The following is a 25,878-nucleotide window of genomic DNA, read 5'->3' on the forward strand; positions in this document are numbered from 1 at the left end:
GTCAGGACGTCAGCGCGACGATCGCAGTGGCGGCGCGCTTAAATTCATCGCGTCGGGCGCCTGCCGCCGGCGCCGTCCACGGAAAGCGGATTGTCAACGTCGGCTGACCAGCTTCTGTCCTCTCAATTGGCGAGATAGGCTCCAGAATTCTTTCGACTTTACTGATCAACTCGGTAGTGGCAGCGACGGTAGTTTCGCCGCTAGGGCTATCGCCTAGTCGAAGCAGTGCGGAGATTCGATTTGCCTCTCCTTGCCAAAGCAGCCGGTCCATCGGGATGGTCAGAGCCCCGGTCGTCGACAAGCAGTGCAGCACCCCAGGAGAACCCGGTCGCTCAAGGAGGGCGGCTGTCAGCGCAAACGCCGCTTCTAATTGACCTTTGCTTATAACGTCTCTGGCCCCAGCAACGACGCCCTCGTAACTCACCACAATCAGGTCTTCTGACGCAGATCTTCGGCAAGGTGACATAAACGTAACCATCGAGCCTTGGAGGTGATTGACCACGAGATCCACTGCTGCACTCGCAGGAAGAAAGCCGCGCAACGTCGCCAAGAGCCCCTCGGGCGCTTCATCCTGGAAACCTTTCACCTCTTTGAGATTGAAGGAATAATCCGGATCAGAATCGTTGTCGGCAACCTGCCCTGCCGAAGACGTTGCCGCAGGAATGATGCGCCGACGCACTAAAGCCCATGACTTGACCGCTCCTCGGGGATCAGTTCCTCGCGCCAAGCCGATCGTGTAGCCGTGCGCCGAGAATAACGGCTCAATCAGGCTCTCAGCAGCCGTCGGAGCGAGCACCAGACTTTGCTTGCTGATATTTCGTTGCAACCGAATGGCGTGGGTGTTCGATATCAGGCTCTGTTCCAGTTCCTCACTCTCGACGTACAGCAACATTGTACCTCCGATTACTAGCCAATCGGAGCGTGGGTCATCTTGGATTGCTGCACGCGCTCGCTCAAGAGCATCAGTTACATCGGTGACCTCACAAGCCAGTAGCGAACCAGTACGGGATTCATCTGACATCGGACGGGGAGTGGGCAGGCGGAGTGCTTCTGCTATGACGCGCTCCGCCTCAACGAGCACCAATTGTTCGATGCCATACAAATGCTGGTCGCTCAGCACATAAGCGGGTATGCCCGCTGCCAGCGCTTCGGCAACCGGGCGATTCCGGCCGCTCATCAACATAACTCCCATACGCCTTGAGTGCGTTGGGTCGGACGTCAATGCCTTCAAGTCGGCAGCGGTATCGACCAGCAACGGCTCAGCGCCAAGTCTTGTGACACTGGACATCAGGTCGAGCCTGTTCAGCTCGTCCAGCAAACTGGACCGCGCCTCGGCAACGCGGCCGATCGGAGCGTAGGAGAGAAGGTAGATCTCAAGAGTCCGATCAGACTTCGAAGTGGCTAACCGCTCTCCCACTCGATAAAGCTGTGCCAGCAATGCGGCGCCATCTGGCACAACCTTGCCAAACCGTTGCAACAATCCGTGTACATCAAGAACGAGGCGCAGACCATTTATCGCGCTCGGCTGCGCGCTGACCTGCTCTTTTCGCCTTTCATTTACCAAGAGACCCGTAGCGCACTCCTGGCGCTCGCTTCTGCCATTTCTGCCATTGGGCCGGTCTCCAGCAGGTCAGTACGGAACATTGCGATCTGCGCCCAAACGCGCTCCACCTGCCCCGGCGTAAATTCATTCATCCAGTCGTCGTCAACGTAATTCATATAGTTGTGGATCGGGCAAAGCGATCCGCCAGGCGCGTTAGAGCAAAGGTTATGCGGTTGCTCATTGTCGAGCGGCTTCCCATAGTTAGGAGCCGAATGGGGAGGCGTATCGGTGACTTCATCCCCTTGCTCGAAACATCCGTCCTGGAAAGTATGATATAGCCCTAACCAGTGACCAACCTCGTGTGTAGCGGTTGCACCGAGGTTATAGTTTGGCTCGCTACCGCCGGGCAATGTCCTGTGCAGTATGACTACACCATCCATTTGCGGATCGCCCTCGAGTTCGAACGGGAATGTCGCCCACCCGAGAAGACCGCCTCCCGGCTCAGCCGTATAAAAATTGAGTCCTACTTCTGGAGCAATCGCCTGATGCTGGCTCTTGCACTGACGCTCCCGGGCGGAGTCGTGCCCCATCTTGAAAAAGCTCCTGTCGTCGACGAAAACTGTCTTGCTTTCATCAAAGCTAAAGCGGATTCCGTGCGATTGATATGCCGAATTTAGTACGCTGATCTGATTGGCCCGCTGCTGGGCCGTGATATTTCCATTGTCGCCATCGACAATATGAATAAACACCACCGGTATCACGATCTGACGCGCAGCTTCAGGAATTGCGCCTCTGGCACTCCGTTCGAGGTCGGCCATCCGGGCTCGATCTCCGCTGCTGGGCTGGTGCGTAGCACAACGACGTTGCAGAACCATCGCCTCCTCCTTTAAATGATTATTTCACTCCGTCCGTAGGCACGAAGACCCAAATGATCTTGGGAATGAACTTCTCTTCTCAGGTTGTAGGCCCGACAGAATACAATAGGACAACATTGGTGTCGCCGTAACTATCCTGCGTTACTTTAGAAACCCAGTCGTCAGCAAAAGTAGGTTTCGATAAAACGATGAAGATCAATATCATCAATAGAGAGCGCACCACCTGAGCCCCCTTAATACATTGACGAATAAGCTCGGCCGTTACCGGAGTTTGCTGCGATCCCTGCGCAATTCGGTGCCAATTAAAGGCCAACAGTTTCGCGCTGCACGTACTTTGTGTTGTCCAGCCGGCGAACAACTACGGCATGGCCGAGTATTGCACTTGCGAAAATTAAACCAAATCTCCTCTCCACTAGAGCTTTTTCGGCTTGTCGAGCGGAGGAGCTGCAATCTAAAGTAAGGTCATACTTATACCCGGATGTTTGCTACCCAACCGTGTGGCATGGTGCCGCGGTTGAGCTATACGAGCCCGACGTCCAGCGGTAGCCGTGCCCGGAACGCCAGAAGTCGCGCGTGATCTAGCCCGCCTCGGTCAAATTGATCATCTGAATCGGTGTCGTCTGCTGACATGCTGTAGCAAGAACGAGAAATCGGTCGACGCTTCATGCTCGGTATGCCTCTGGGCCCACCATGCTGCCGATGCTCCGCGGCCACGACACACGTTGGGTCGGGGCGTTCCGGTGTTCAAAGGCATTGATAAATCAGCGTAAGCCTCCGCGGTCGCGCCTTGATGCCGACGACACGGCCGCAATAGAGTAACCCTCGTGGCGAACGCCTAAGCGCTATCGCAACACTACTCTAATCGATTGAGCCCAGCTCTCGTGGAGGTCCGATATGATTGAGCGGGCGAAATAGGGCAGCCGGCGGTTATGGGCTAGAGCGGCGTAGGTTCATTCGTGTAGATCTGGTCTGTTGCACACTCCGCTTAACTCAATGGAGGTGGATGTCCAACAGGCGGTTCGCCGGCGGGTTAGTGCAGCGTAGCAGCGCGCGCGAAAAACGCAGGTCAGCATGCCCCATAATCGCAAATTTCAACAATCTCTGCACGTCTTCACTCGTGGCTTAGCCACAACTGCGCCTCCCATCGCGGAGGTGGACGGCCCGCCATAAATCTATCGACCCGCTCCAAGCCGGCCCAAGCGCTTGTCAGGATCAAGGCCGTGACAACGCTGACCAAATTCGGCCAAGCAGGGCAAGAACCAATGGCGGGGCCTCGAGGGTAGGCTGGCGATCATTCAGCGGACACCCTCGTGCACCTGGTTGTGGTTCGAGCGCCTCGTGGACGAAGACGTTACTTTGGTGCGGCGCCACCGAACGTCGGCGCTTGGTTGTCCAGCGTTTGACCGATCTTCTAAGGCAGTGACGTTAAGTCTCTCAATCTATGATTGTCTTTCTGCCAGTTCTGTTATCTAATGGTAAGCAAACCTCCGGGACCGCCGCGTTAATCGGCGACGTGTCGTGGGGCTGCCAAGGCATGTATCAAGAAGGGAAACCAACTTTGCTTACATTGCCGCTTGCTGTCATCAATGCCAGCACCCTCGTTAGCCAGGACGAGGTGCTTGCTGCGACTGCGGCATTGCAAGTCCAGGTGCATCGCGACTTCGCGCCGGCATGGCAGGTAGATGCGGATCTAGCCGTGGTCGTCCCGGGCGGTCCGCCGCCAACCGGTGCGTGGTGGATTGTGATCATGGACAATTCCGACCTTGGGGCGGCGCTTGGGTACCATGATTTGACATCCCAAGGCCTTCCCCTTGGCAAAGTCTTTGTCGAGAGTTCCAAAAAATCCGGACAAGCCTGGACCACCCTGCTTAGTCACGAAATTCTCGAAATGCTCTCGGACCCCTTCATTTGCCTGACTGCGCTGGCGCCAACCGCTTTTGGAACGTACCTCTACGCCTACGAAAATTGCGACGCGTGCCAGTCTGACCAGTTCGGCTATCTGATTGGAGATCAATTAGTGTCCGACTTTTGTTTGCCGGCCTGGTTTGACGCGAACCGCGCAGGCGGCGCCGGTCCGTTTGACTTCAAACAACATATCAAGCAGCCCTTTGCCTTGCTTCCTGGCGGATATGCGATGTGCCGAAATCTATCCGCCGGCACCGGGTGGACCCTGGTCACGGCGCCGGGCGCTACGCTTACGTATCGCGACCGACCTAGGGTCGGCAGCCGGCGAGAGCGTCGAAAGATCGCCTACCCCAATTGGCTGAAAAGCAACGTTACCGTCGGATCCGACTTTGCCAGCGCTCAATTGATGCGCCCGCGGCTGTAGCCGGAGATGACGAACGCCGCGCCGCGGCCGCCTCGACCCGTAATGATGCTTGTTGACGCAAAAGTTTAAGTTGCTTGGCCGCGGTCGATGGGAAGACAAGATAGAAACTGGATGTCGGAGCTCTTGCTCGAGGCACTGTTCGAGGAATTTCTACACAACAAGATTTGAAGGGAGACTGACATGCAAATTCCAAAGCAGCCCCGCAGTAAATCATCAGCCGGGCCGGCCTCGGCGTCGACAGAAAATCCAGCCAGCGACCAAAACCCCCCTGCCCCCTCCAGTGTCGAAGACGCTAACAAGCAACTTCAGGAGGCCTATTCCTCGTATGTGGAAAAAGTCAATTCGGCAAACCTGAACGCGCAACTCGAGCAAACAAGGGCCTACCTAACCTATCTGGAGACCATCCAGGACCGGGCTGGATCGAGTCCGGATCCCACGCTGAAGTATTGGAAGGAACTCCTTCGGGTCCCAGCCGACGCGGCCGCCGCCGCGGACGCACACAAGAGCTTTGCGATGGCGAGTTATGAAAAAGGAGCTGTCGATCAGAAAACGCTGGCAGACGCCGCCACGACTTATGCGCAAGCCGTGAACGAAATCTGGAACAAACTGCAGAGCGATATCAGGCAGCACAATGCGGAGATGGCGGATTCGCTCAAGAATGCTCTGCTGAGGGCCGACGTCAATTCCGCAAGTGTCCCCGCGCTTTCCATGCTCTATCAGGGACTACGGACCATGAGTGGCACCCCCAGCAGCGACGCGGCCAATACTGGCTGACTGCAACAACCGCTTGGCGGCTAGACCGGAGTAGCGCGTGTGGCGTTGACAGGGGCGGAAACAACCAGCGGAAGCGCGGTAGCCGAAACCGATTACGTCTTCCCGTTGTCCTTTGCCCAGCAACGCCTGTGGTTTCTTCACCAGCTCGAGCCGGGCAATACGTTCTACAATTTACCGCTCGCCGTGCCCTTCAACGTTGCAGTCAACGCTGCCGTGCTCAAGCGCAGCATCAACGAGATCGTCAACCGTCATGAAACGCTGCGCACTGTTTTTGACGCTATTGATGGCGAGCCGAAGCAGATCGTTCGTCCGTCGCTCGCCGTGCCGCTTGAGGTCATCGATCTAGGTGCCCTTTCAAAGGATGAGCAAACTGCCGAGACGACGCGGTTGACGGCCGAGATGGCGCAGCGTCCCTTCGATCTCGCGCAAGGCCCGCTGCTGCGCACCGCCCTGCTTCGGCGCGGCGTTCAGGACCATGTTTTCGTGCTCGTGATGCATCACATTATTTCCGACGGTTGGTCGCTCGGCGTGTTCTGGCGCGAGCTCATTGTGGTCTACAATGCATTTTACATGAGTTTGCCCTCGCCACTCGAAGAACTGCCGATACAATATGCCGACTTCGCCGTCTGGCAGCGCGAGAGGCTGCAGGGCGACCGCTTGCTCGAATTGTCCACCTATTGGCACAAAAAGCTGGACGGACTGCCGACGCTGCAGCTTCCGGTTGACCGGCCGCGGCCGCCGATGCTCAGCTATCGCGGCGCATTCCAGGAATTAGCGTTGCCTCGCGTGCTGACCGGCGCGCTGAAGTTGCTTAGCCATCGCGAGGGTGTTACGCTTTTCATGACACTGTTGGCCGCGTTCGCCGTCCTGTTGCAACGCTATTCCGGACAGGACGACATCGTTATTGGTCTGCCATCTGCAAGCCGCGACCGCAAGGAACTCGAAGGACTGATCGGCTTCTTCATCAATTCGCTCGTTCTGCGCGTTGATCTATCCGACGATCCCAGCTTTCGCGACCTGCTGGCGCGGGTGCGCGAACTCGCACTGGACGCCTATGCGCACCAGGAATTGCCATTCGAGAAACTCGTTGAACAGCTCCAGCCGGAGCGCGATCTAAGCCGCAATCCGCTGTTCCAGGTCAGCTTTCAGCTGTTCTCCGCACCTGGCGAGCGATCCCGAGGTATACAGTCTGCAGATGCGCCACCAATCGTCGTCAATCGCGGCTCGGCGATTTTCGACCTTGCAGTCAATCTTTGGGAAGCTACCGACGAAATCGGCGGTAACCTAGAATATAGCACCGATCTGTTCGACGCCTCGACGATTGCGCGCCTCGCCAGTCATTTTCGAACGCTGCTCAGGAGCGCCTCCGCTAATCCCGACGCCAAGTTATCGCGGCTGCAGCTGCTCTCGGATGCCGAGCAGCAGCAAATTCTTGTCGAATGGAACGATACCCTTGCCGCCGTTCCTCAATCGTGCGTCCATGAACTGTTCGAACAGTGGGCATCGCAAATCCCCGACGCATTAGCCGTTGCCGAGGGCGAAAAAACACTCAGCTATGGGGATCTGAACCGACGAGCCAATCGGCTGGCCCACCGTTTACACGCACTTGGCGTCGGACCTGGCAAACTGGTCTGTCTGTGTGTGGAGCGCGGCACCTCGATGGTTGTTGGGCTTCTTGCCATTCTCAAGGCCGGCGGCGCGTACGTGCCGCTCGATCCCGGTTATCCGCCGGATCGCCTTGCCACCATGCTAGAGGACAGCGACGCAAGCATCGTTCTGAGCGAACTCTCCACCTCCACTCACCTGAACATAAAGGCCGCTTCGCTTGTTTTGCTCGACGACAATGCCAACTTCGACGGATACGACGACACAAATCTCGGCTGTCGCGTGTCGCCCGATGACCTCTGTTATGTCATCTACACGTCGGGCTCGACCGGCAAGCCCAAGGGCGTCTCAATCCCGCATCGCGGCTTGATGAATCTCGTCGCGTGGCACCGCGAGGCTTTTGGAATTTCGCCCGCCGACCGCGCCAGCCAGGTCGCTTCCGTTGCCTTCGACGCGTGCGGCTGGGAGCTTTGGCCTTATCTGGCAGCTGGAGCTTCCGTCCATATCGTGTCCGACGAAATCCGCACGTCGTCACGCGAGCTAATTAAAGCCCTGATCGAAAAGAAAATCACGATTGGATTTCTGCCAACACCTCTGGCGCAGATGGTACTGGAAGATCCGGCGCATGTCGGCCTTCAGCTGCGTTACCTGCTTATCGGCGGCGACACACTTACGCGCGCCGTACCGCCTGGCAACGATTTCATCACCGTAAACAATTATGGACCGACAGAATATTCTGTCGTCGCGACGTCGTGTGCGCTGGGCACGGACCACGGATTGAAGCCATCCATCGGTCGTCCGATTGCCAACACCAGGATATTCGTTCTCGACCGTCATCGTAACCCGGCACCGATCGGCGTCGTGGGCGAACTTTATGTCGGCGGCGAGGGCCTAGCCCGCGGCTACCACAACAGGCCGGATTTGACCGCGGAGGCGTTCATCGACAGTCCCATTCCTGGCGACGCGGGCAAGAAGCTCTACAAAACGGGAGATCTCGTCCGCTATCGCAGTGATGGAATGCTCGAATACCTCGGCCGGACCGATGCTCAGATCAAGATCCGTGGATTTCGCATCGAGCTCGGTGAAATCGAGGTCGCCTTGGCAGAGCATAAGGATGTCAGCGACGCCATCGTGACGGTGGTTACGCGCGCTGGCGAAAGCAACCGTCTGGTTGCCTATGTCGTGCCCCGCCAGAAGTCGGCGCTGAACGGCAATGGCAGCGCAGTTTCCGCCCGGCAGGAACTGATAGACGCGCTGCGAACTCATCTGCGCGCCCGCCTGCCGGATTACATGATGCCGGCGCACTTCATCGTTCTGGCTCAACTGCCGCAAACCCAGAATGGAAAGATCGACCGGCATGCATTGCCTTCGCTCGCGGGGGCGCGCGACAGGGAAGAAAAGGTCGTCGTCGCGCCCAGGAGTGCGATCGAGGAAGTTCTCGTCGGCGCTTGGGGCGAAGTCCTCGATATTGAAGCCGTCGGCATCGACGACAATTTTTTCGAAATCGGAGGGCATTCGCTTCTCGCCGCCCGGCTGATCTCCCGCGTCCGCGATCGCCTGAAGGTCGAGGTTCCCCTTCAGACACTATTTCGTTCGCCGACACCGGCCGGATTTGCCGCCAGCCTGATAAATAGTTCAGCGGACCCGGCTGCCATCGAAAGAATCGCGAAGCTTGTCACTTCCTTATCCAAGCTTACCGATCAGGAAGTCAAAACAATACTCACCCGAGGCGCATTGACCACCGATCACGAGGTTCGTACGTGAGCGTCCAACCATTCTCTGCCGAAAAGCGCGAACTGCTGGAGCTCTTGCTCAAGCAGGAAAATATCGATGTTGACACCACGGGCGGCATCCCGCTGCAAGCCACTCAGATCAACGGAAACGACGCGTTTCCCGTCTCATTTTCACAGCGTCGGCTTTGGTTTCTGGATCAACTCGAGCCCGCCAGCGCCTTCTATAATTTTCCTCTTGCAGTGCCATTTAATGTGGCGGTCAACGCCGCCGTGCTCGAACGCGCGATCAACGAAATCATCCGGCGCCACGAAGCGTTGCGGACGGTGTTCGATGCCATCGGCGGCGAACCAGTGCAAGTTGTGCTTCCCGCACTTACCTTGCCTCTCGCCGTGATCGATCTTCGTCCTCTCGACAAGGAGGCACAGGATGCCGAGATGGTCCGGTTGGGAACGGAAATGGCCCAACGTCCGTTCGATCTTGCCAAGGGTCCGTTGCTGCGCACCGCACTGCTGCGACGCGATCAGGAAGAACATGTCTTTCTCCTCATAATGCACCACATCATTTCGGACGGATGGTCGTTGGGCGTTTTCTGGCGTGAACTGATTGCGCTGTATAATGCCTATTACGTCAATCGTCCTTCACCTCTGGCCGAGCTGCCTATTCAGTATGCCGATTTCGCAGTCTGGCAGCGTGAACGTCTGCAAGGCGAGAGACTCGCCAAACTCATCGCATATTGGAGGCAACAACTGGACGGCATGCCCGTATTGCAATTGCCATCCGATCGGCCGCGACCGACAGTGGCGAGCTACCGGGGTGCATTTCAGGAAATCGTCATCCCTCACGCACTGACGGACGCACTGCGCACGCTCAGCCAGCGGGAAGGCGCAACGCTGTTCATGACGCTGTTCTCCGCCTTTGCCGTACTGCTTCATCGTTACACCGGGCAGAACGACATCGTCGTAGGCTCCTATGTCGCAAGCCGCGACCGCGCGGAATTGGAGGACTTGATCGGCTTCTTCATCAATTCGCTGGTATTGCGCGCTGACCTGGACGGCGATCCCAGTTTCCGCACGCTACTCCAGCGAATACGAGAGATGGCGCTCAACGCCTACGCGCACCAGGAGCTACCATTTGAGAAACTGGTTGAGGAACTACAACCCGAGCGAGACCTCGGCCGCAATCCGCTCTTCCAAGTAAGCTTTCAGCTGTTCTCGGCGCAAGTCGACCGTGGTTCCCCTAATGCGGCGGGTGGCGAAGCGACCATCGACCTCAACCGCGGGATGGCCATCTTCGACATTGCCGTCAATATATGGGACGGACCGGACGGCTTGAGCGGGCATGTAGAATACAGCACCGATCTATTCGATGCTGCCACCATCGCACGCATGACAATGCATTTCCGTACCCTGTTGAAGAGTATCGTCGCTGCTCCTGAAACTAACTTGTCCGCCCTACAGATGCTGAGCGGAGCCGAACAGCGTCAGCTGCTGATAGAATGGAACGCGACCTCGGCCGACACACCAGCAGCCAGCGTCCATCGGTTGTTCGAGGAGCAGGTGACGCGCAGCCCCCTCGCGACGGCGATCGTGATGGACGACAGGGAATTGACCTACGAGCAGCTGAACCGCCGTGCCAACCAGCTTGCACACAGGCTTCGACAACTCGGCGTCGGACTTGATGCACCGGTCGGTATTTGCTTGGAACGCGGCCTTGCCATGATGGTCGGAATTCTTGCAGTTCTGAAAGCCGGCGGGGCGTATGTTCCCCTCGATCCGAGCTATCCGTCCGAACGCCTCGCCTTCATGCTCGAGGACAGCAACGCGAGGGTCTTGCTGAGTGAGCGCCGAACGGTTGGGTCATTGCCGCAGCACCGCGCCAAGACGCTCTTGCTGGACGACGAAGACGTTTTTGCCGGCCATAGCGAAGAGAATCCGGGAGTGGCCGTCACGCCGGACAATCTCTGCTACGTCATCTACACATCGGGATCGACTGGGAAACCGAAGGGCGTCATGGGTCCGCATCGTGGCACCATCAATCGGCTGCAATGGATGTGGACCAATTACCCGTTCGAACCAAGCGATATTCTTTGTCAGAAGACGACGCTCAGCTTCGTCGACTCGATCTGGGAAATGTTTGGCGGGCTGCTCCGGGGTGTCAGAACCGTGTTTCTGGCGGATGCCACGGTAAAGGATCCGCGCAAACTCGTTACGGCGCTAGCCGCGGCGAAGATCACCCGGATTGTGCTGGTACCTTCGCTACTGCGGGCGATGCTAACGAGCGGAATCGAACTTGCCACGGAATTGCCGACCCTCAAATATTGGACACTGAGCGGCGAAGCCCTGGCCTACGATCTTTATGCCGACTTACGTCGTAGTTTGCCTGACGCCACGATCCTCAATCTGTATGGCTCGTCCGAGATTGCGGCCGACGTGCTGTGCTGCAATCTGGGCCAAACCGACATAGTTCGTTCGGTGCCGATCGGACGGCCAATCGCGAACACCGCGGCTTATGTTCTCGATCGGAACCACAACCTCGTGCCGATCGGTGTGCCAGGTGAACTGTACGTTGGCGGCCAGGGCCTTGCCCGCGGCTACCATAATCGGCCGGATTTGACCGCGGAGGCGTTCATTGCCAATCCGTTTGCCGGTACGCTTGGCGATCGACTTTACAAGACGCGTGACCAGGTCCGCTACCGCGCGGATGGACAGATCGAATATCTTGGACGGCTCGACCACCAGATCAAGGTGCGCGGCTACCGGATAGAGTTGGGTGAGATCGAAACTATCCTCGCCGATCACAAGCAGGTCCGGGAATCCGTCGCATCCGTCGTTCAGTCTCACGAGCAGGACAACCGCCTGATCGTCTACGTCGTTCCGGAACAGGGCGTCGATAGGGAAATCATCGCTGACCCGGTTCAGGAGCTGGCATCGCGGTGGCAAACCGTCTGGGACGAGACTTACCTCAAGACCACGAATGCAGATGGCTCGTTCAATATCGCCGGCTGGAATAGCTCGTACAGCGGTGCCCCCATTCCGGCTGCCGAAATGCGCCAATGGGTCGACCAAACCGTCGACAGGGTGATGTCATTCGAGCCCAAACGTGTTCTGGAAATCGGCTGCGGTACGGGACTTATTCTGCTGCGCGTCGCGCCTTATTGCGAATATTATGAGGCGACCGACTTTTCCCGCGTCGCGCTCGATCACGTTAACAGCGAAATAGAGAAGGCACCTGGTGAATACAAGCGCGTCCGCCTGCATCAATGCGCGGCGAATGAGCTGGACGTTGTGAAGGGACCGTTCGACCTGATCATCCTGAATTCGGTGATTCAATATTTTCCGAGCGTCGAGTATCTCGCCGAGGTCCTGAATGCCGCCATTCGATTGACCACTCCGACGGGCAGCATATTGATAGGAGACGTGCGGAGCCTGCCGCTGCTACCGGCGTTTCACACTGCGGTCGAACTGCACCACGCACCGGACACGCTGAAGGTCGACCTGTTCCAGGCTCGCATCAAGAACCAGGTAGCCCAGGAAAGGGAACTCGCCGTCGATCCGATCGTGTTCCACGGATTTGGACCGGAAGTTTCGCAAGTCACCATCGATTTGAAGCGCGGCACGCTTGTCAACGAGGTGATGCAGTTCCGCTACGACGTAACGCTACGCCGCGGGGATGCACCGAAGGCGGCGGCCCCCGAACATTGGATCGACTGGACGGCCGGCGCGCTTTCGCTCGATCAAATCCGCACTACATTGATGGAAAGCCGTCCCGAGACGCTAGGCATTACCGCCATTCCCAATTCTCGAACGAGCGTACCGCAGCAGGCACTCGAGCTACTTGTTGGCCAGCCATTCGCAACCGTCGGAGAGTTGCGGCGCCACCTCGACTCGCTGGAAGATGACAGTATCGACCCGGAAGCCCTTTGGTCCCTTGGCCGCGATACCGGCTATGACGTTTCGATCGGATTGCTCCGGTCGGGAGCCGATGGCCGTTACGACGCGGTGTTCCGGCGCAGCGATGGGTCACGCCCGTCCCGCTCGTTCGGTTTCCCTGCCCTGCAGGCCCGTCCTAACGGCAGCAGCGAAAGATATGTCACCAATCCCGTCGCCAGCGTCGTAACAGAGAGTGTGCTCGCGGATCTGCGCGCTCATCTCCAACGGCACCTGCCCCAATACATGGTTCCTGCCTCGATTATCTTGCTCGACCGCTTACCCCGCACTCCCAACGGCAAGGTTGACCGACGCGCTTTGCCCGCCCCCGATACGGTGCGTACCAACGGCGGCCGCACTTTCTGCGCGCCGCGCAGCCCAACCGAGCGGCGTCTGGCGGCTATCTGGGCGGACGTCCTCAATATCGAGCGCGTGGGAGTGTCAGAAAATTTCTTCGAACTCGGAGGCCACTCCCTGCTGGCTACGCAGCTGGTATCCCGCATCTATCTTGAGTTCAGCAACGAGATCCCGGTAAGGGCCATTTTCGAAGCGCCGACCATCGCAGCCTTGGCAATGAAGTTGGACCAGCAAGCAGGCGAGGCCCAGCGCGGAACTGGACAGAGCATCGGACGCCTGTCGCGCGAGGCAGCGGTCAGAGCTCGAAACGCGCAGTCAGCTCCGGCATCATGAGCGTTTCGGGCAGCCGGCAGGCGGAAGTCGAACTATACCATCTCGGCGGCACAGCTGGTTCGGTCGCACTCATCTGTGCGCCCTATGCCGGTGGGGGAAACGCGATCTTTCGTTCATGGCCAAAATCACTTCCATCAGTCGACTTCTATGCGCTTAGTCTCCCAGGACGCGAAGCTCGGTTTTCCGAACCGCCGTTCTCCGCGCTCAACACCCTCGTCACTTCCGCCGTGGAAGCCATGCGGCCGCTTGAGAGCCGGGCCTTCGCGCTATTCGGTCACAGCATGGGTGGATTGGTCGCCTTCGAAGTCGCCCGACAATTACGCAGAAGTAATGCCAGGGCGCCAATCCATCTCTTTGTCTCCGGTTTCCGGGCGCCTCACCTGCCCGACCCCAAGCCACCGCTGTTCGACCTGCCGCGAGTCCGATTCATTGACGAACTCCGCCGGATCTCCGCGCCGAACTTCGACGCGGACCGCTTTCCCGAATTGATAGACCTCATGCTACCCACCCTGCGCGCGGACTTCCGTCTGGTCCAGACTTACGACTACCGTCCGGAACCAGCTCTGACTTGCCCCGTCACGGCGTTCGGTGGAACCGAAGACAGCGACGTCGGCGAGCGCGAATTACGAGAATGGCGACAGCACACCTCGGGAGCTTTCACGATCAGAATGCTGCCGGGCGGCCATTTTTTTCTGCAAACACAATCGCGAGCGCTGTTGAGGGAAGTTGACCGGCATCTAAGGTCGACGGTGCAAGATGCACGCGCCCCATTCGATGGCTGTAGTGCTGGATCAGTTCACTGCACTAAAACCCAGACATGAATGTCGTCGACCAAGAGCCACCACGATTAAGAAAGCCTTCATCGCTCTTGCCATCCTAAATCGGCGCGAGACCCAACGTCTCTTCACGAAACGCACACATGCTACAAGCCTTTCTTGGTGGTCATTTGTAAAATGGAACAAACCAGCGTAAGCCACGGATGGTTAGACTCGCAAAATCCACACGCCTCGCGTGCGACCACGTCTACCGTTGTGAGCGGTCTGCGAGGAGCGCCTCAATGATGAGGGGCTAGACTTCGGCCGGACAATGTCGGGTGCCGCGCTCGGCAAGACGCGTCTTGAAGAAGGTGTCCGCCGAAAGATTATAAGCACTCAGCGCTCAGGAAATAAGTCCGGATAACGAACGGCCAATGCCCTTTGAGCAGCACGACGAGTTTCGGCTGAACAATGTCGGCCAGCTATGCTGGCCAGCACGTCTGAAATATCATCATTGCACAAATAGCCCGCTGCTTCAATCAACCAGCTCTGACCGATATAATTGGCGCGCAATATCGATGCAATGCGCTGGGACTCTAGATCAAATATGTACTGCTTGCTTCCTGGGATAGGCGGGGCAAGCAAATTCAGCGAAATTGAAAAGTCGTCAGCAGGCATCTTCTGAATATGAACATCACGAGAAGCTCGATACAGCATTACTTTGTGTTGATGAAGCACTGTCCGCTCCAACAGCTTGAGCTCCACTTTCTCGCCTACATAGCCTTCGCAATTTCCATCGTAATCGTATATGTGCGTTTCATACCCATTACCAAGATAACCAGCAGTTATGAACTCAAAGTTGTGGTCATGACCGCGCTCAAAGGAGTAAAGGCGCTTTTCGCTCTCATAATTTACGGGATGCAATAGCCTAGCTGGAAGCCAGACATTGGCACGGACATAGAATTTACCCGCGACGCCTCCGAGCATTATCGTTTGCGCCGTGTAATTGTTTTTCGGCTGAAAATCATATATATTCTTCAATTCACCTATGATCACGTTGGCGAGAAATTGTCGGTTGTTAGACAACATCCGTAGGTGGCCCGCGTGAGATATCAATACGTCTCGAGACATCACGTCGTTGCTTTTGTCGACCAGCTCCAAAAAGTCTCGGAGTTCGATCTCTCCCTTTTCATCGCCGCCAAACGTGATTGCCATCGCAACTTCTCAGCTACCTGGAAATAAGATCTCTAGAGCTTTTCTTGCCGCAGAACTTACGTCCGGATGAGGATCATTCAGTGCATCCCGCAGCAAGCGAACACCTTCGACTTCGTCCATACAAACGACACTCGAAATTGCTGTCCATCTAACAAAATGGTCTTTCGATTTTGAGGCTTGGATAATCTCAGGAATTGCATCTTTCCGATCCATTCGGACCAAAATGTCAATTCCGGTTTGGACTCTAGATGACATTAGGTTAGCTGACGTACAGTATTTTGCGTCCAGTGAAATTGCGTCAAAATGCCAAAGTAGAGGCATCCTCGGCTTTAGAGACACCGCATAGAGTTGGAACGTATCGTGTGCGGGAGGAGAGAACCGAAGTACATCAACTCCAGCTCGGGCCCTAAGAATTTCGCCTATTGCCTGGTCCTTTCGACCAACAGCGATTGGTCGAATAGACCTATCAAAGACTTCTACATTACATCCACTTGGGAGCTTGAATAGCTCAACGTCAAGCGCGCAAGGGCCCAGATTGACACACATGAAGTCGCTGGCATAACAAATTATCTCTGAGTAACTGGCTGCTGAGGACGTTCCGGCTTTTAGCTTTCCCATCGAAATCCGGAAACCTTCCCCGAGCACAAGCTCGAGTTCGTCGTCGGATTGAACCGCATCATAGTCTTTTTCATTCGCAATCTTTGATAGCTCACCCTGCAAAAACTCTGACAGGAAGTTTGAGCTGAAAAACTCTTCAAAGAACGAGTCATAGTCCCAAAAATTTTCGCTCATGCAGCCTTTCGTTGTTTCGAAAAGGCGACCTAAAGCTGGGATGCGGCTCGGGCGCTCCTCATTCCACGTATCGTGGCTAAAGAACGGCAATTCGCATCTCCAGCTCAAGATTACGCAAGCGCTCATACAGCGCGTGAATCACGATATCAGCAGTCTTAGCAGCGAGGTTCAGCGACCGCCGGGTGCGCTTGATATGCCGGCGAGCGCGGCCGCCTCAACGATGGCAGCCAAGACCGGCACCAGCGAGCAAGCGCCGGCGCTTGACACTGATACCTCTTCGCGAAGCAAGCGCAGGCTTGCCAGTCGATTCTCAATTTCGTCCATTTTCTTATTGGAACAATGGGTTTCGACATTCGCCATCTTTAGTCTCCTCTGAGATTAATCGATTTCAAATCCCGTATTCTTGCAAGATATCCTTTGCCAAGCGCAGCGCTGCTTTAACCGCAGCCTTCCCTTCCGCGGAAGAGTAGTGCGTAACTAGACTATCCAGCTCTTCTTCGGAAAGCCTATCTGCGTAAAAATTGATAGCGTACTGACAAACGCTCGACCTCGACTCGGGTTTGGCCTCACCCAAGGGGATTGAGTTTAACGCATCTATTGCTCCGGCGGCCTCGAGAAATTGCCTGACTTTCTCAGCTTTCAAAGCTGGCGCTTCATTGATCGATGTTGCGCCAGACAGAAGCCGGGGCACCAGTTGAGAAAACTCTTTTGACAGCTCTCTCTGCTTGATTCCCTGCTCTGAATTAAGAAACGTTGATGCCTCCGCAATCTCAGAACTACTCAAGCCGTCGTAGCGCTTGCGTATAAACGCGTGCGCTTCGTCATTTGATATCACCACATCCTTTTTTGGCTTCGTGGGCTCTACATTCAACGCCGCGAAAATTCTCTTCGGATTTTCACTGCCGCTCGCAAGTAGCAAATCCACCTCGGGTCGATCGCTAGCCATAGCTACTCCTTCACTTAAGGTTTTGTCGTTGCACTAAATTTGCCAATGCTCATTAAGCTGTAGTTCGGGAGAATCCAAACTGACTGGCGTCTGCACAACCTTGGAAGTCGGAGGTCGGAGTATCTTGTGCAAATTTCTGGACGTGTCAACCAATGATTGCGCCGGAATTCTGAAGCTGATGACTGAGTTCGGGCTGTCAGCCGGTCTAAGCCGTGTCAACCGGGCTTGCCGCGGTTCGCCGACAGCATCGCCGGCAACGATTGAAGCCTGAGTTGGGCCAGCGGCGGCGAGCCCTGCCACCATGCCGCGAGCTAGATCGAAGATCCAGGCCGCCACCAGCACGCAGTTCGAGCCGGCGAGACATGGGACGAAACCAGCTGGTTCAACGATCGCCGGTCTTTGAGGCATGAAAGAATTGTGGGCCCTCCTGAAGTCCGACCACATAAAGAAGAGGACGGAAAAGATAGATTTTGTACCACTGTTGATCTCTACACCGAGCTGTCCAATCACAACGCCGACCGGCAGCGTTCCGGCGATACCGGCAAGGCCGAGGTTGCCGATAGTCCGCTTCGCCGAAACCAATCGGTGCTCAACACTCTGGGCGCCGCGCCTTTACGATCAACTGCGCTGCGATACTCCGTTAGCGAAGACGCGGTGGATTACCGAGCTCGATCGGACTAAACTTATGACAGTACTTCGGTCGGCGTCCTCAAATGCTAGAGGAATCGAAAATAACACCGCCAGCCTACGCTAAAGTGCGAGATCGCGGCCGACCGCCCTACTTCCACTCAATCGTTTACGGCGACATCTCCGCGTTGATTTGCAAGCACAAACTCACAAAGCTGACGGACAGATCCCGACGGTACGTCCGTCGCAATTTTTCGATCTTGAATTCACAACAAAATTTGCGTTGCTTTGAGAGATGGCTATTTCTGCAGCTATCGTAGTCAATCGGTAAAGTGAGCGCGTGCGCTTCGAAGCAACCGAATATACAGCTTCCTCTCTCCTTTCCGTCCGATACCGTCAAGCGTTGTCGGTCCCCTGGCGAGTGGACAATGATCCGCATGCGCGAAAGCGGCCCTCCGGCTAAGGTACCCTTTGATCTGAACCGCAAAGGCTTGGCACCGCGCTGGTTTCATATTGCGTCTTGCCTCTTCCGAAGGTGCATCGAGAAGAGCGTTTCTCACATTGCCTAAGTCAGAGCAGGCAATTTGCGGGCAGAATTCTGGAGTATCCCCGAGGCACAGCGCCCAGGAGCCTCTAGGCCATCCCGCCCTGCCCGGTCACTCGTGTTGCATGTAGAACAACTCGACCAGGTCCATGATGAGGTCGGCCGGGTCATCCCCCCGTTCCTTGATCGCGATCATCTCGATCAGCTCATCCGGGGTCAGGAAGAGAATAACCTTCTTCTCTTCGCTGAAGATTGTGTTCCGCTTCAGGTGAGCGGCATGGTTTGGCTTCTTGTTGACGCACAGGACAGCCAACCGCCCCATCGGTTGGGTCAGGTAGTTGCGGGTTTGATTGACCTCATCCTTCCCGACTTCGCTCGTGTCGTAGTTTTTGAATTCGAACAGAACCATCCTAGCGCCGAGTTCCTTGTAGAGATGTGGCCAATGACCGGGGCCTTCGTGGTTTCGGTTAGCGAAAATCGCGTCCCGCCGGTCAATCTGAGAATACGACCGCGGCTGTATCTTTGGTGCCGCCAACGGCGGCACCAGCAGGTAGGTCAACGTCTCGATGCAGACGTCCTCAAATTCCTTCCAGCCCGCAAGGCCTGGTGGACATGCTTTAAGGCGGGCGCGCAGCGCGATTGGGTCGCTCATTTGAGCCGCCGGTCCGCATGCTTGGCGACCAAGTGGTGGCGCGTCAGCAGGATCCGCTTCAACTCCACACCTTCCACGACGCGCAGGTGAGTGGACTTCAAGATTTCTCGGCCGGCGGACGTGAGCTGGCCACTCGTGATCAACGCGAGCTTGGTATTTTCGAGTGCGTTGATCGAACGGGCGAACCCGATAAATTCCCTGATGGTTTGAACACTGACCCGACCGCTGCTGTGGTGCTTCGCCTCGATGAGCCATTGCTCCGTTGCGAGGGCGCCAAACGGATCACGCACCGGCACGCTCGCCCTGAAGTCGAACTGCTTACCATGCACCCTGGGTTCCCGCTCGACCGTGAACCCCAGATCGACCAACAGGTCTCCTACGAGGTCTTCAAAGGACTGCGGCGTGAACTCTGATAAGTCGATATCGACACTCGCGGAGAGGTGCGACACCAAAGCGTCCATGGCGCGCTGTTTGTCACCCCGAAAATCGAGATACTGTATCCTCGACAAGGAGAGCGGCATCTCCACGTTCTCGAGGAGCACCGGAACGACCGTCACTGCCCTATCGCTGTATTCGCGAATGGCCTCGGAGGTCTCGGCCATCACCCAGTCGGAAGCCAACGCTGCGTGGGTCACGAGGATTATAAGGTAGTCGGCGGCCCGAAGTTGGCCCTCGATCGCCGCCGCCCAGTTCTCCCCAGGCGCGACGTGTGAGTCCCTCCAGACGCCAATTCCAGCAGCCTCGAGCCGCGTCGCAAGCTCGGCAGCAACGTCCGCATCGGATCGAGCGTAGCTGATGAATACAGAGGGGCTTGATCGGGAGCCGTCGTTGGATGCCTCAGCCATTCGTTCCCCCTGACCGATCCGTGTTGCCGTCTGCTTCGAGACTGTGAATAGCCGACATCGTCGTCTTCGCCAACGAAATCGTTGTGAGCAACGTTATCCAAGGCGGAAACCTCGAACGCGTCCCGAGTACCTGACCAGTTTCGACGGGCATGACTGGAGATGAACCGATGTGGAACGAGCTTTGACTGCGCCGCATCCTATTCGCCGACGTTGCAGATCCGAGGTGACCTTTTCTATCGGCGGCGGCTGAAATTGTAGCGGATGCTGTCACCGGCAATGTTCAGCACCCCGTCGGCATCGGGGCTGAGCGGATTGGGAAGAATGTCGACCGTCGTCGAGCCTGTCTGACCGACGTTCGCCACATAGGCGATCACGTAGCGCTCCGCCGACCTCGAGCGGGCGACGTCGCGCGCTTTGCGAACCTCGGTCTCGCCGAGCTCAAATTGGCACGGGTCCTCCATACTCGCTTTCACTTCGATGTACCAGATCTGCTTGTTGAAGCTGATGCAGAAGTCGTAACCAAGCCCGTCGTCACCCTCCTGCCCGTTGAATAGCGTCGCATTGCCGGACACCCAGCAACGGTCGATGTCCTGACCAGGTTGCCGCGTCTTGAGCCAGTGGTACACGGTCAGCTCGCCGAGGCGACCGATCATGTCCTTCTTCTCCTGCGGAATCCCACGGTAGGCGCCACCGCCGCCCCCTCCGCCGGAACCGCGATTACGCCGCCGCGCGTCCTCGGCGGGACCGAGATTGGCGAAGGTACCGATAGGTCTGTTGAGCACGGCCTTCGGAAGCCCACTTGCAATCTCCTCAGACAGCTTCAGCCAATCGACCGTTTGCGGATCACGCATTTCGCCATTCAGTTTCAGCGATCGGGCCTCGCGATCGCGACGCTCGCGATCCTCACGCGCCTTCTGCGCCGCGGCCTCGACCTCAGTCTCGGGAACACCGAGCCTTTCCCTGTCGAGCGTGAGCTCCATCCCTTTCGGCCAGACCCCGAGTCGGCCGAACCAGCTTAGCAGCTCGCCGTCGCTCCAAGCCCTGCAGTCGAATGCCCCGGCATCGTCGAGGCGCCGGCGCAGTTCTGATTCCGCTGTTACAGGATCCCGCCAGAGCTCGTGCACTGGCACCGCATGCTGGATGCTCCAGGCCCGAACGAGTGGCTGCGCTGACCGCCCGGTTTGCCGGGCGGCTTTTGTGTTCGCGGCCCTGACCACCGCCACATCCTCAAGCCCATGAGGATTGCTTCCTATCGGTGGGGCACCCTTCGCCGCGAGCCATTTCTCCACGTGCTCCTCGAGCAGTGCATCTGGCACGCGTAGGAAGCGCGTCAACCAGGCTGGATCCGGTCGCAGGTCGGACAAACCCTCGCGCGCACTCTTGTAACGCTCATCCGGCTCGAACTTGAATACAGTCGGGGCCACCATATTCCTGAGTGCATCACCGATCGCGATACGACAATCCTCCACCAAGAACGCGAGCTGCGACGTTTGCGCCGCCAGGTCAACGTCGGGTGCGCTTCCCGTCGCCACGAGGCTCGCATTGAACGCGGCGAAGTCGAGCGCCAACCGCTCCCGCAGCTCGCCAGTTGAGAAGCTCAACTTGACGGCCTCAACGACTTTCGCGGGTGACACGGCGGCTTCTGAAGGAAAGCAGGCGCGCAGGAGATCGATAAGGGCCGCGCCGTCCTCGGTGGCAGCGAGTTCGCCGTCCAGCCACGTCTTTAGCCCCTCCTCGTGACCGACCACATGAACGATAGCGCGTAGCCATGGGAGCTGACGGTGGATCCGCTCGCCGAGAGAGTCGCGGGCAACCTGGCTCGCCCGTTCGCTAAGGTCGAGCGCCTTGCAGAGACGAATCCAATCCTCGTGCCCAATCGGCCGATCATCGACGGGAATCCCGTCCAGGGAGAGCTGGCGGATCAGCAGCCTCATGTGCGGCACGACTGCAGGATGCTGGATGGCGTCGCCAATTGCCGGCAGGGCCGCCTCCACATGCGACCAGCTGAACGCTCCCTCGCCCACGATGACGACGAGAGGTTCGCCATCGGTCCGCCGCAACGCATAGGCTTTACGAGGCGTGGACGGCATCACATTGCGATCTGCGAGCATGAAGCTCACGCTGCCCTTTATCTGAAGCTCGATGCGGTCCAGCGACTGGATGATGCTCGACCGGTCCGCAGGCAGGCGGTTGAGATCGATGCTATCCAACGCCTCGAGCGCCACGGCAAGTACAGGACGGAGCCACGGGCACTGATCCACTAGCCGCGCACCGCGCGGGAGCTCCCCGAGCGGCGCACCGCCAACGTGGACGGCGTAGGCCAGCTCCGACGTTCGACGGATCTGCTTCTCGTAGAGCCGCTGCAGGAGCGTCCCGATTTTGGCCGGCTCGGTGGTGCGCACGTCGACGAGCGGATCGCCGATCACCTCGACAAGTCCCGTCGCGATCGAATCCGCGCTGTCGCGGACATACACGGTCTCCGCCCCGCTGCCTAAGAGGCTCGCCAACCCGAGTTCGCCACGGCGACGCACGAGAAGTCGGGTCGGAGGCCTTCCTGGTGGAGCCGCCGCCTCCGGCGCGCCGTACTGGTCAGCCAGGCGCACCAGGCAGCGGTTATAGATGTTGACTAGCTCGCGTTCGTGGAAGCGGGTGACGCCGCCCCCGGCGAACTGCTCCGCTAGAAAACCCACCTGATCAAGCAGGCTCTCGTTCGCCTGAAATGTCCTGAACCCGGCGTGCGTGCGCAATTTATCGTTCGCCGCCTCCGGCGCACGGTCTAGGGCGCGTGTCAGTTTGAACGACGGACGACGAAGGAATGGAGGATAACGGTCCGAGCCCGTCGGAAGCCATACTTCCGCCGCCTTGCAGCGTCGACGCTTCCATCCATCTGCGACTGGTTCCTCGCATGGCACCCAGGCGGCCGATCGCAGAAACGCGGCGAGCGGGGTTGGCCATTTTCGGGTATCTGACCTGTAGCTATGTCTGTGACGAACCTCCATCCAGAGATGCTGGTACTCGACCAAGCCGACCCAGTCGACGATGAGCGTCGCGTACGCATCAAGAGCATCGTCGGTGAAGTCGCCGACCTCGGACTGTCCGGGCAGCCACCAGAGCGCATCAGCCACCTCATAGCTGGTCGACGACTGCAGGCCGATGCTGCCCCCGGGACGGCTCGTGATATCCTCCTTGAGCAATGAGCCAACGGCGTCCGGAAAGCCGAGATCCTTCAAGAAGGCGAAGCTCGTGACCCGCCATGCGTCGACGTAGTGTTCGAGCTTGACCGATCGGGGCTGAAGCCCGCGCTGGACGCCAATGCCGGTCAGGAAGTCGGTCCATTCCTCCAGGTGCTTGATACCGAACGCCGGGTCCGACGGCGGCGCGATCCGACGCGCCCGGACTTCATTGATGTCACGGGATGCGTTCGGCGCCAGTTCGAGGAACTGTTGAAGCCTGCGGCCGAGGGTGCGGTCCGGCCACGGCGACGAAAAGACTGCCACAGAGGCGCGGATGAAGTCGCCTCCGAGCGTTGGCACGTACAGGCGGTAGCTCGGACTTAGCGTGATCGTGCGCTTGACCGCCACCGAGCGGCGCCAGATCGTGAATGCCCAGCGCAGACCGGCGGTCCGGACCTTTTTCGCCTCGACCCGTTCCACAATCTGCGAGATGCGGGTCAGAAGCGCTTCGCTCTCAAACGGCTGTGCGAGCTTCTTCTCAAGGAACAGACGCGCGTCCGCGAGGTCGTCGTACCAGGGCAGTGCATCGTGCAGGAAGGCGAAGAAGCCGCGGACTGCAGAAGGCGGATAGAGCTCCTCGCCGATGCTCTCCTCGGCATCGCCACGACGCGGTGGCACGAAGACGGAGGTTTCGAGCGGATTTCTGCGACGACGCGTCTTGGGAGAGTCACCCGGCAACTGCTCGAGCGGCGTACTCGATCGGGCTGCCCGAAGGCTTCCGTCCTGGCAGATCAGAATCTTCCGCCCCGCGAGTGCGTTGCCGTCGCTCTCCATGAAGTCCGATAGATCGCCGTAGAAGGCGCGCCACCGAGCCCAGCTGTGCCGCTTCGCCTTGGCCAGCGCCCTGGCAACCCCCTCCACGATCTCGGCCCGTTCGGCGGACGACAAACGATCCTTGAAGTGTCCCCCGGAGTGGACGCGCAGAAATTCCGCAAAGGAATCGGTGCGGCGCGGTCCAAGGCCCGGCCACAGCGACTCGATGCCTGCGGGGCCGCCATAGCGCGCGATAACCTCCAGCGAGAATGAGCCTTTGGCCGACGGTCTCCGCGCGGCCGCAGGCGTGGACCAGCGGACGGGACCGAATTCCGGGCACCTCAGGGGATCGCCGTTCCAATCCCCGAGACAGGGTACGAACTCGGCCTCGGCCAACGACGCGGCCGACCAGCGTCGGGCGATCTCCGCCGCCATATTCGCCCCCAAATCGGCGGCCTTCTTATCGCCGGCGTCCTCGCCGTCGCCCTGGATCAGGCTCGCCGGCGTCTTCCAGACCAGCAGGTCCACTGCAGCTCTCGCCGCCGTGACGGCCGAAACGGCCGTATCCTTTCCGCGCGACAGCCTTTCCTGGAGCCAGCGTGCTGTGTTCGAGGCGAGCCTGACAGCGTGCTCAAGCACAAGAGCGTTCACCTTGACCGCCGGATCTAGACTCATCCGGTTCGAACTCGGGAAAAAACTGCCGTGGAGGTGCCCCCAGAACGGAGATGACGCCCCGCGTCCCATCGGCAGGAAAGTGTAGAGCCGGGGATGAAAGCCCGTGCGCTCCTCGCCGACAAGCACTGCCACCGCGACCTCGCCTGCTCCCTTCCACCCCTTCCAGCTCGCGGGAAGTGCACCCGATTCCAAGCCCTCCGCGACCGCCGTCTGCATCTCGGATTCGGGAATCTCGGCACGCGCGATCCAAAACTGCCCGTTCTCGCCCAGATCAGCCAGCGAAGGCCCGGACGTCCCGACCAGCGGGTTTTCCTCCCGGGTCAGCACGAGCGAAAGGGCGGCGTCCGCCGACTTTTCGCCCTCAATCACGGCCTCGAGGCGACCGATGCGGCGCAGGAAGAGCAGCATCGGCGCCTCAGCCTTTGCCAGCCCGAGCATCTCGTCGCGGACGACATTCAGAGCCGCCTCGTTACGGATCGGTAGCCGCATAACTGTTGAGAAGCCGCGCCTCGCGAAGTCCGCGACGGCATCGGGTACCTCTTCGAGCCAGCGCGGGATGTAGAACGCGGGCAGGTCCGAGCGCGCCAACTTTCGCCTGGTCTCGTCAGGTAGCAGCGGATCCAGCTCTGCGTCGCGAGCGAAAGTGAAGCAGTAGCCGTCGAACGCGTCGCCCGGCGCGCCCTCGACGAGCCGCGAAAACACCTGCGGCTCGTTCGTTACGTGCCGCACGCTCCGGAAGCCGAGGCCCTTATTTCCAACGGCCTCCCCGGGCGGCTTGCTCGAAAGCCCCATCTCGCACAGTGCGTCGACGTTGTTGGCGCGGAACGGTTGTCCCCTATTGGCGACGTAAAGCGTCCCGCTCGGGCCCTCGTCGCTGGCCAGGCGAACCGCGATCTCGCCATCCCGGCGCTCCCGGTCGTGCGCGTCGTGACCGTTCTGAATCAGTTCGATCAGAAAGCGGCCGTGATAGTCGGCGATAATGTGTTGAGAGAGACTCTGGTTTTGCTTGTGGACCGGGTCGTAATACCTTCCGTTCTCGTCAATCGTGCCCAGGAAGCCCTTGATCTTGCGCCTAGCGATCGTCTCGACATGCGCCCGCGGCCCCAGGGACGTCACATCCATAGGCTGGCGTCGACGCTGCGCGTCGGCATCGCTCGAATCAGCAACGATGGCGATCTGCTCTTCCCTCATCGAACGACGATGTGCCCATGGCCCCGAAACATCGCAAGTAGCTGAACAAGCAAGCAGTGCCCGTTCCGCCGCGGCGCGGCTTTGTCTTGACGTACGACCGAGTGATACGAAACTCAGCCATAGCATCGACCAAGCGCGTTAGCTTGACTCGTTTCTCGCGAGCTACTTCGCGCC

Annotated in this window: 15 protein-coding genes; 5 read left to right on the forward strand and 10 right to left on the reverse strand. The window is 58.3% G+C overall.

Annotated elements, in window-relative coordinates; all coding sequences use genetic code 11:
- Position 1: 1 nt before the first annotated feature.
- Positions 2-1,564, reverse strand: coding sequence for a hypothetical protein (locus tag JQ627_RS20260; RefSeq protein WP_212485910.1), 1,563 nt, complete (start codon positions 1,562-1,564; stop codon positions 2-4).
- The gene (locus JQ627_RS20265) at positions 1,558-2,361 is read right to left on the reverse strand and encodes a zinc metalloprotease (protein WP_212485911.1); all 804 of its coding nucleotides are present in this window, start codon (positions 2,359-2,361) and stop codon (positions 1,558-1,560) included. The genes JQ627_RS20260 and JQ627_RS20265 overlap by 7 nt, the downstream gene beginning before the upstream one ends.
- Positions 2,362-3,859: 1,498 nt before the next feature.
- Between JQ627_RS20265 and JQ627_RS20270 the strand changes: the two genes are divergently transcribed.
- From JQ627_RS20270 to JQ627_RS20290, 5 genes are all read left to right on the forward strand, one after another.
- Complete coding sequence (locus JQ627_RS20270) at positions 3,860-4,747, forward strand: hypothetical protein (RefSeq protein ID WP_212485912.1); 888 nt, start codon at positions 3,860-3,862, stop codon at positions 4,745-4,747.
- Between the two features lie 180 nt (positions 4,748-4,927).
- On the forward strand, positions 4,928-5,521 hold the full coding sequence (locus tag JQ627_RS20275; protein ID WP_212485913.1) for a hypothetical protein: 594 nt from the start codon (positions 4,928-4,930) through the stop codon (positions 5,519-5,521).
- 39 nt (positions 5,522-5,560) lie between these two features.
- Positions 5,561-8,890, forward strand: a complete 3,330-nt coding sequence (locus tag JQ627_RS20280; RefSeq protein ID WP_212485914.1) for a non-ribosomal peptide synthetase — start codon at positions 5,561-5,563, stop codon at positions 8,888-8,890.
- The gene (locus tag JQ627_RS20285; protein WP_212485915.1) at positions 8,887-13,476 is read left to right on the forward strand and encodes a non-ribosomal peptide synthetase; all 4,590 of its coding nucleotides are present in this window, start codon (positions 8,887-8,889) and stop codon (positions 13,474-13,476) included. Before JQ627_RS20280 ends, JQ627_RS20285 begins: the two co-directional genes overlap by 4 nt.
- Positions 13,473-14,297 (forward strand): thioesterase II family protein, encoded by an 825-nt coding sequence (locus JQ627_RS20290; protein WP_212485916.1) that lies wholly within the window; start codon positions 13,473-13,475, stop codon positions 14,295-14,297. Before JQ627_RS20285 ends, JQ627_RS20290 begins: the two co-directional genes overlap by 4 nt.
- Before the next feature lie 330 nt (positions 14,298-14,627).
- Here JQ627_RS20290 and JQ627_RS20295 read toward each other — a convergent pair whose 3' ends face one another.
- The 8 genes from JQ627_RS20295 to JQ627_RS20330 all read right to left on the reverse strand — a co-directional run bounded on the left by JQ627_RS20295 (position 14,628) and on the right by JQ627_RS20330 (position 25,704).
- Positions 14,628-15,446 (reverse strand): hypothetical protein, encoded by an 819-nt coding sequence (locus JQ627_RS20295; RefSeq protein WP_212485917.1) that lies wholly within the window; start codon positions 15,444-15,446, stop codon positions 14,628-14,630.
- 9 nt (positions 15,447-15,455) lie between these two features.
- Positions 15,456-16,328, reverse strand: a complete 873-nt coding sequence (locus JQ627_RS20300) for a HEAT repeat domain-containing protein (RefSeq protein WP_212485918.1) — start codon at positions 16,326-16,328, stop codon at positions 15,456-15,458.
- Positions 16,329-16,406: 78 nt separating this feature from the next.
- A complete protein-coding gene (locus tag JQ627_RS20305; protein ID WP_212485919.1) occupies positions 16,407-16,598 on the reverse strand; it encodes a hypothetical protein in 192 nt (63 codons plus the stop codon).
- A 28-nt stretch (positions 16,599-16,626) separates the two neighbouring features.
- A complete protein-coding gene (locus tag JQ627_RS20310; RefSeq protein ID WP_212485920.1) occupies positions 16,627-17,184 on the reverse strand; it encodes a DUF2059 domain-containing protein in 558 nt (185 codons plus the stop codon).
- Positions 17,185-17,217: 33 nt separating this feature from the next.
- Positions 17,218-17,766: a hypothetical protein gene (locus JQ627_RS20315; RefSeq protein ID WP_212485921.1), complete on the reverse strand. Its 549-nt coding sequence runs from the start codon at positions 17,764-17,766 to the stop codon at positions 17,218-17,220.
- Positions 17,767-18,467: 701 nt separating this feature from the next.
- Positions 18,468-19,007 carry a hypothetical protein gene (locus tag JQ627_RS20320; RefSeq protein WP_212485922.1) on the reverse strand — a complete coding sequence of 180 codons (540 nt, stop codon included), beginning with the start codon at positions 19,005-19,007 and terminating at the stop codon, positions 18,468-18,470.
- Positions 19,004-19,852, reverse strand: a complete 849-nt coding sequence (locus tag JQ627_RS20325; RefSeq protein ID WP_212485923.1) for a TIR domain-containing protein — start codon at positions 19,850-19,852, stop codon at positions 19,004-19,006. Before JQ627_RS20325 ends, JQ627_RS20320 begins: the two co-directional genes overlap by 4 nt.
- A gap of 233 nt (positions 19,853-20,085) precedes the next feature.
- Positions 20,086-25,704 (reverse strand): sacsin N-terminal ATP-binding-like domain-containing protein, encoded by a 5,619-nt coding sequence (locus JQ627_RS20330; RefSeq protein WP_212485924.1) that lies wholly within the window; start codon positions 25,702-25,704, stop codon positions 20,086-20,088.
- Positions 25,705-25,878: the final 174 nt, after the last annotated feature.

The organism is Bradyrhizobium liaoningense, from assembly GCF_018130785.1.
Taxonomy (GTDB): Bacteria; Pseudomonadota; Alphaproteobacteria; order Rhizobiales; family Xanthobacteraceae; genus Bradyrhizobium; species Bradyrhizobium liaoningense_A.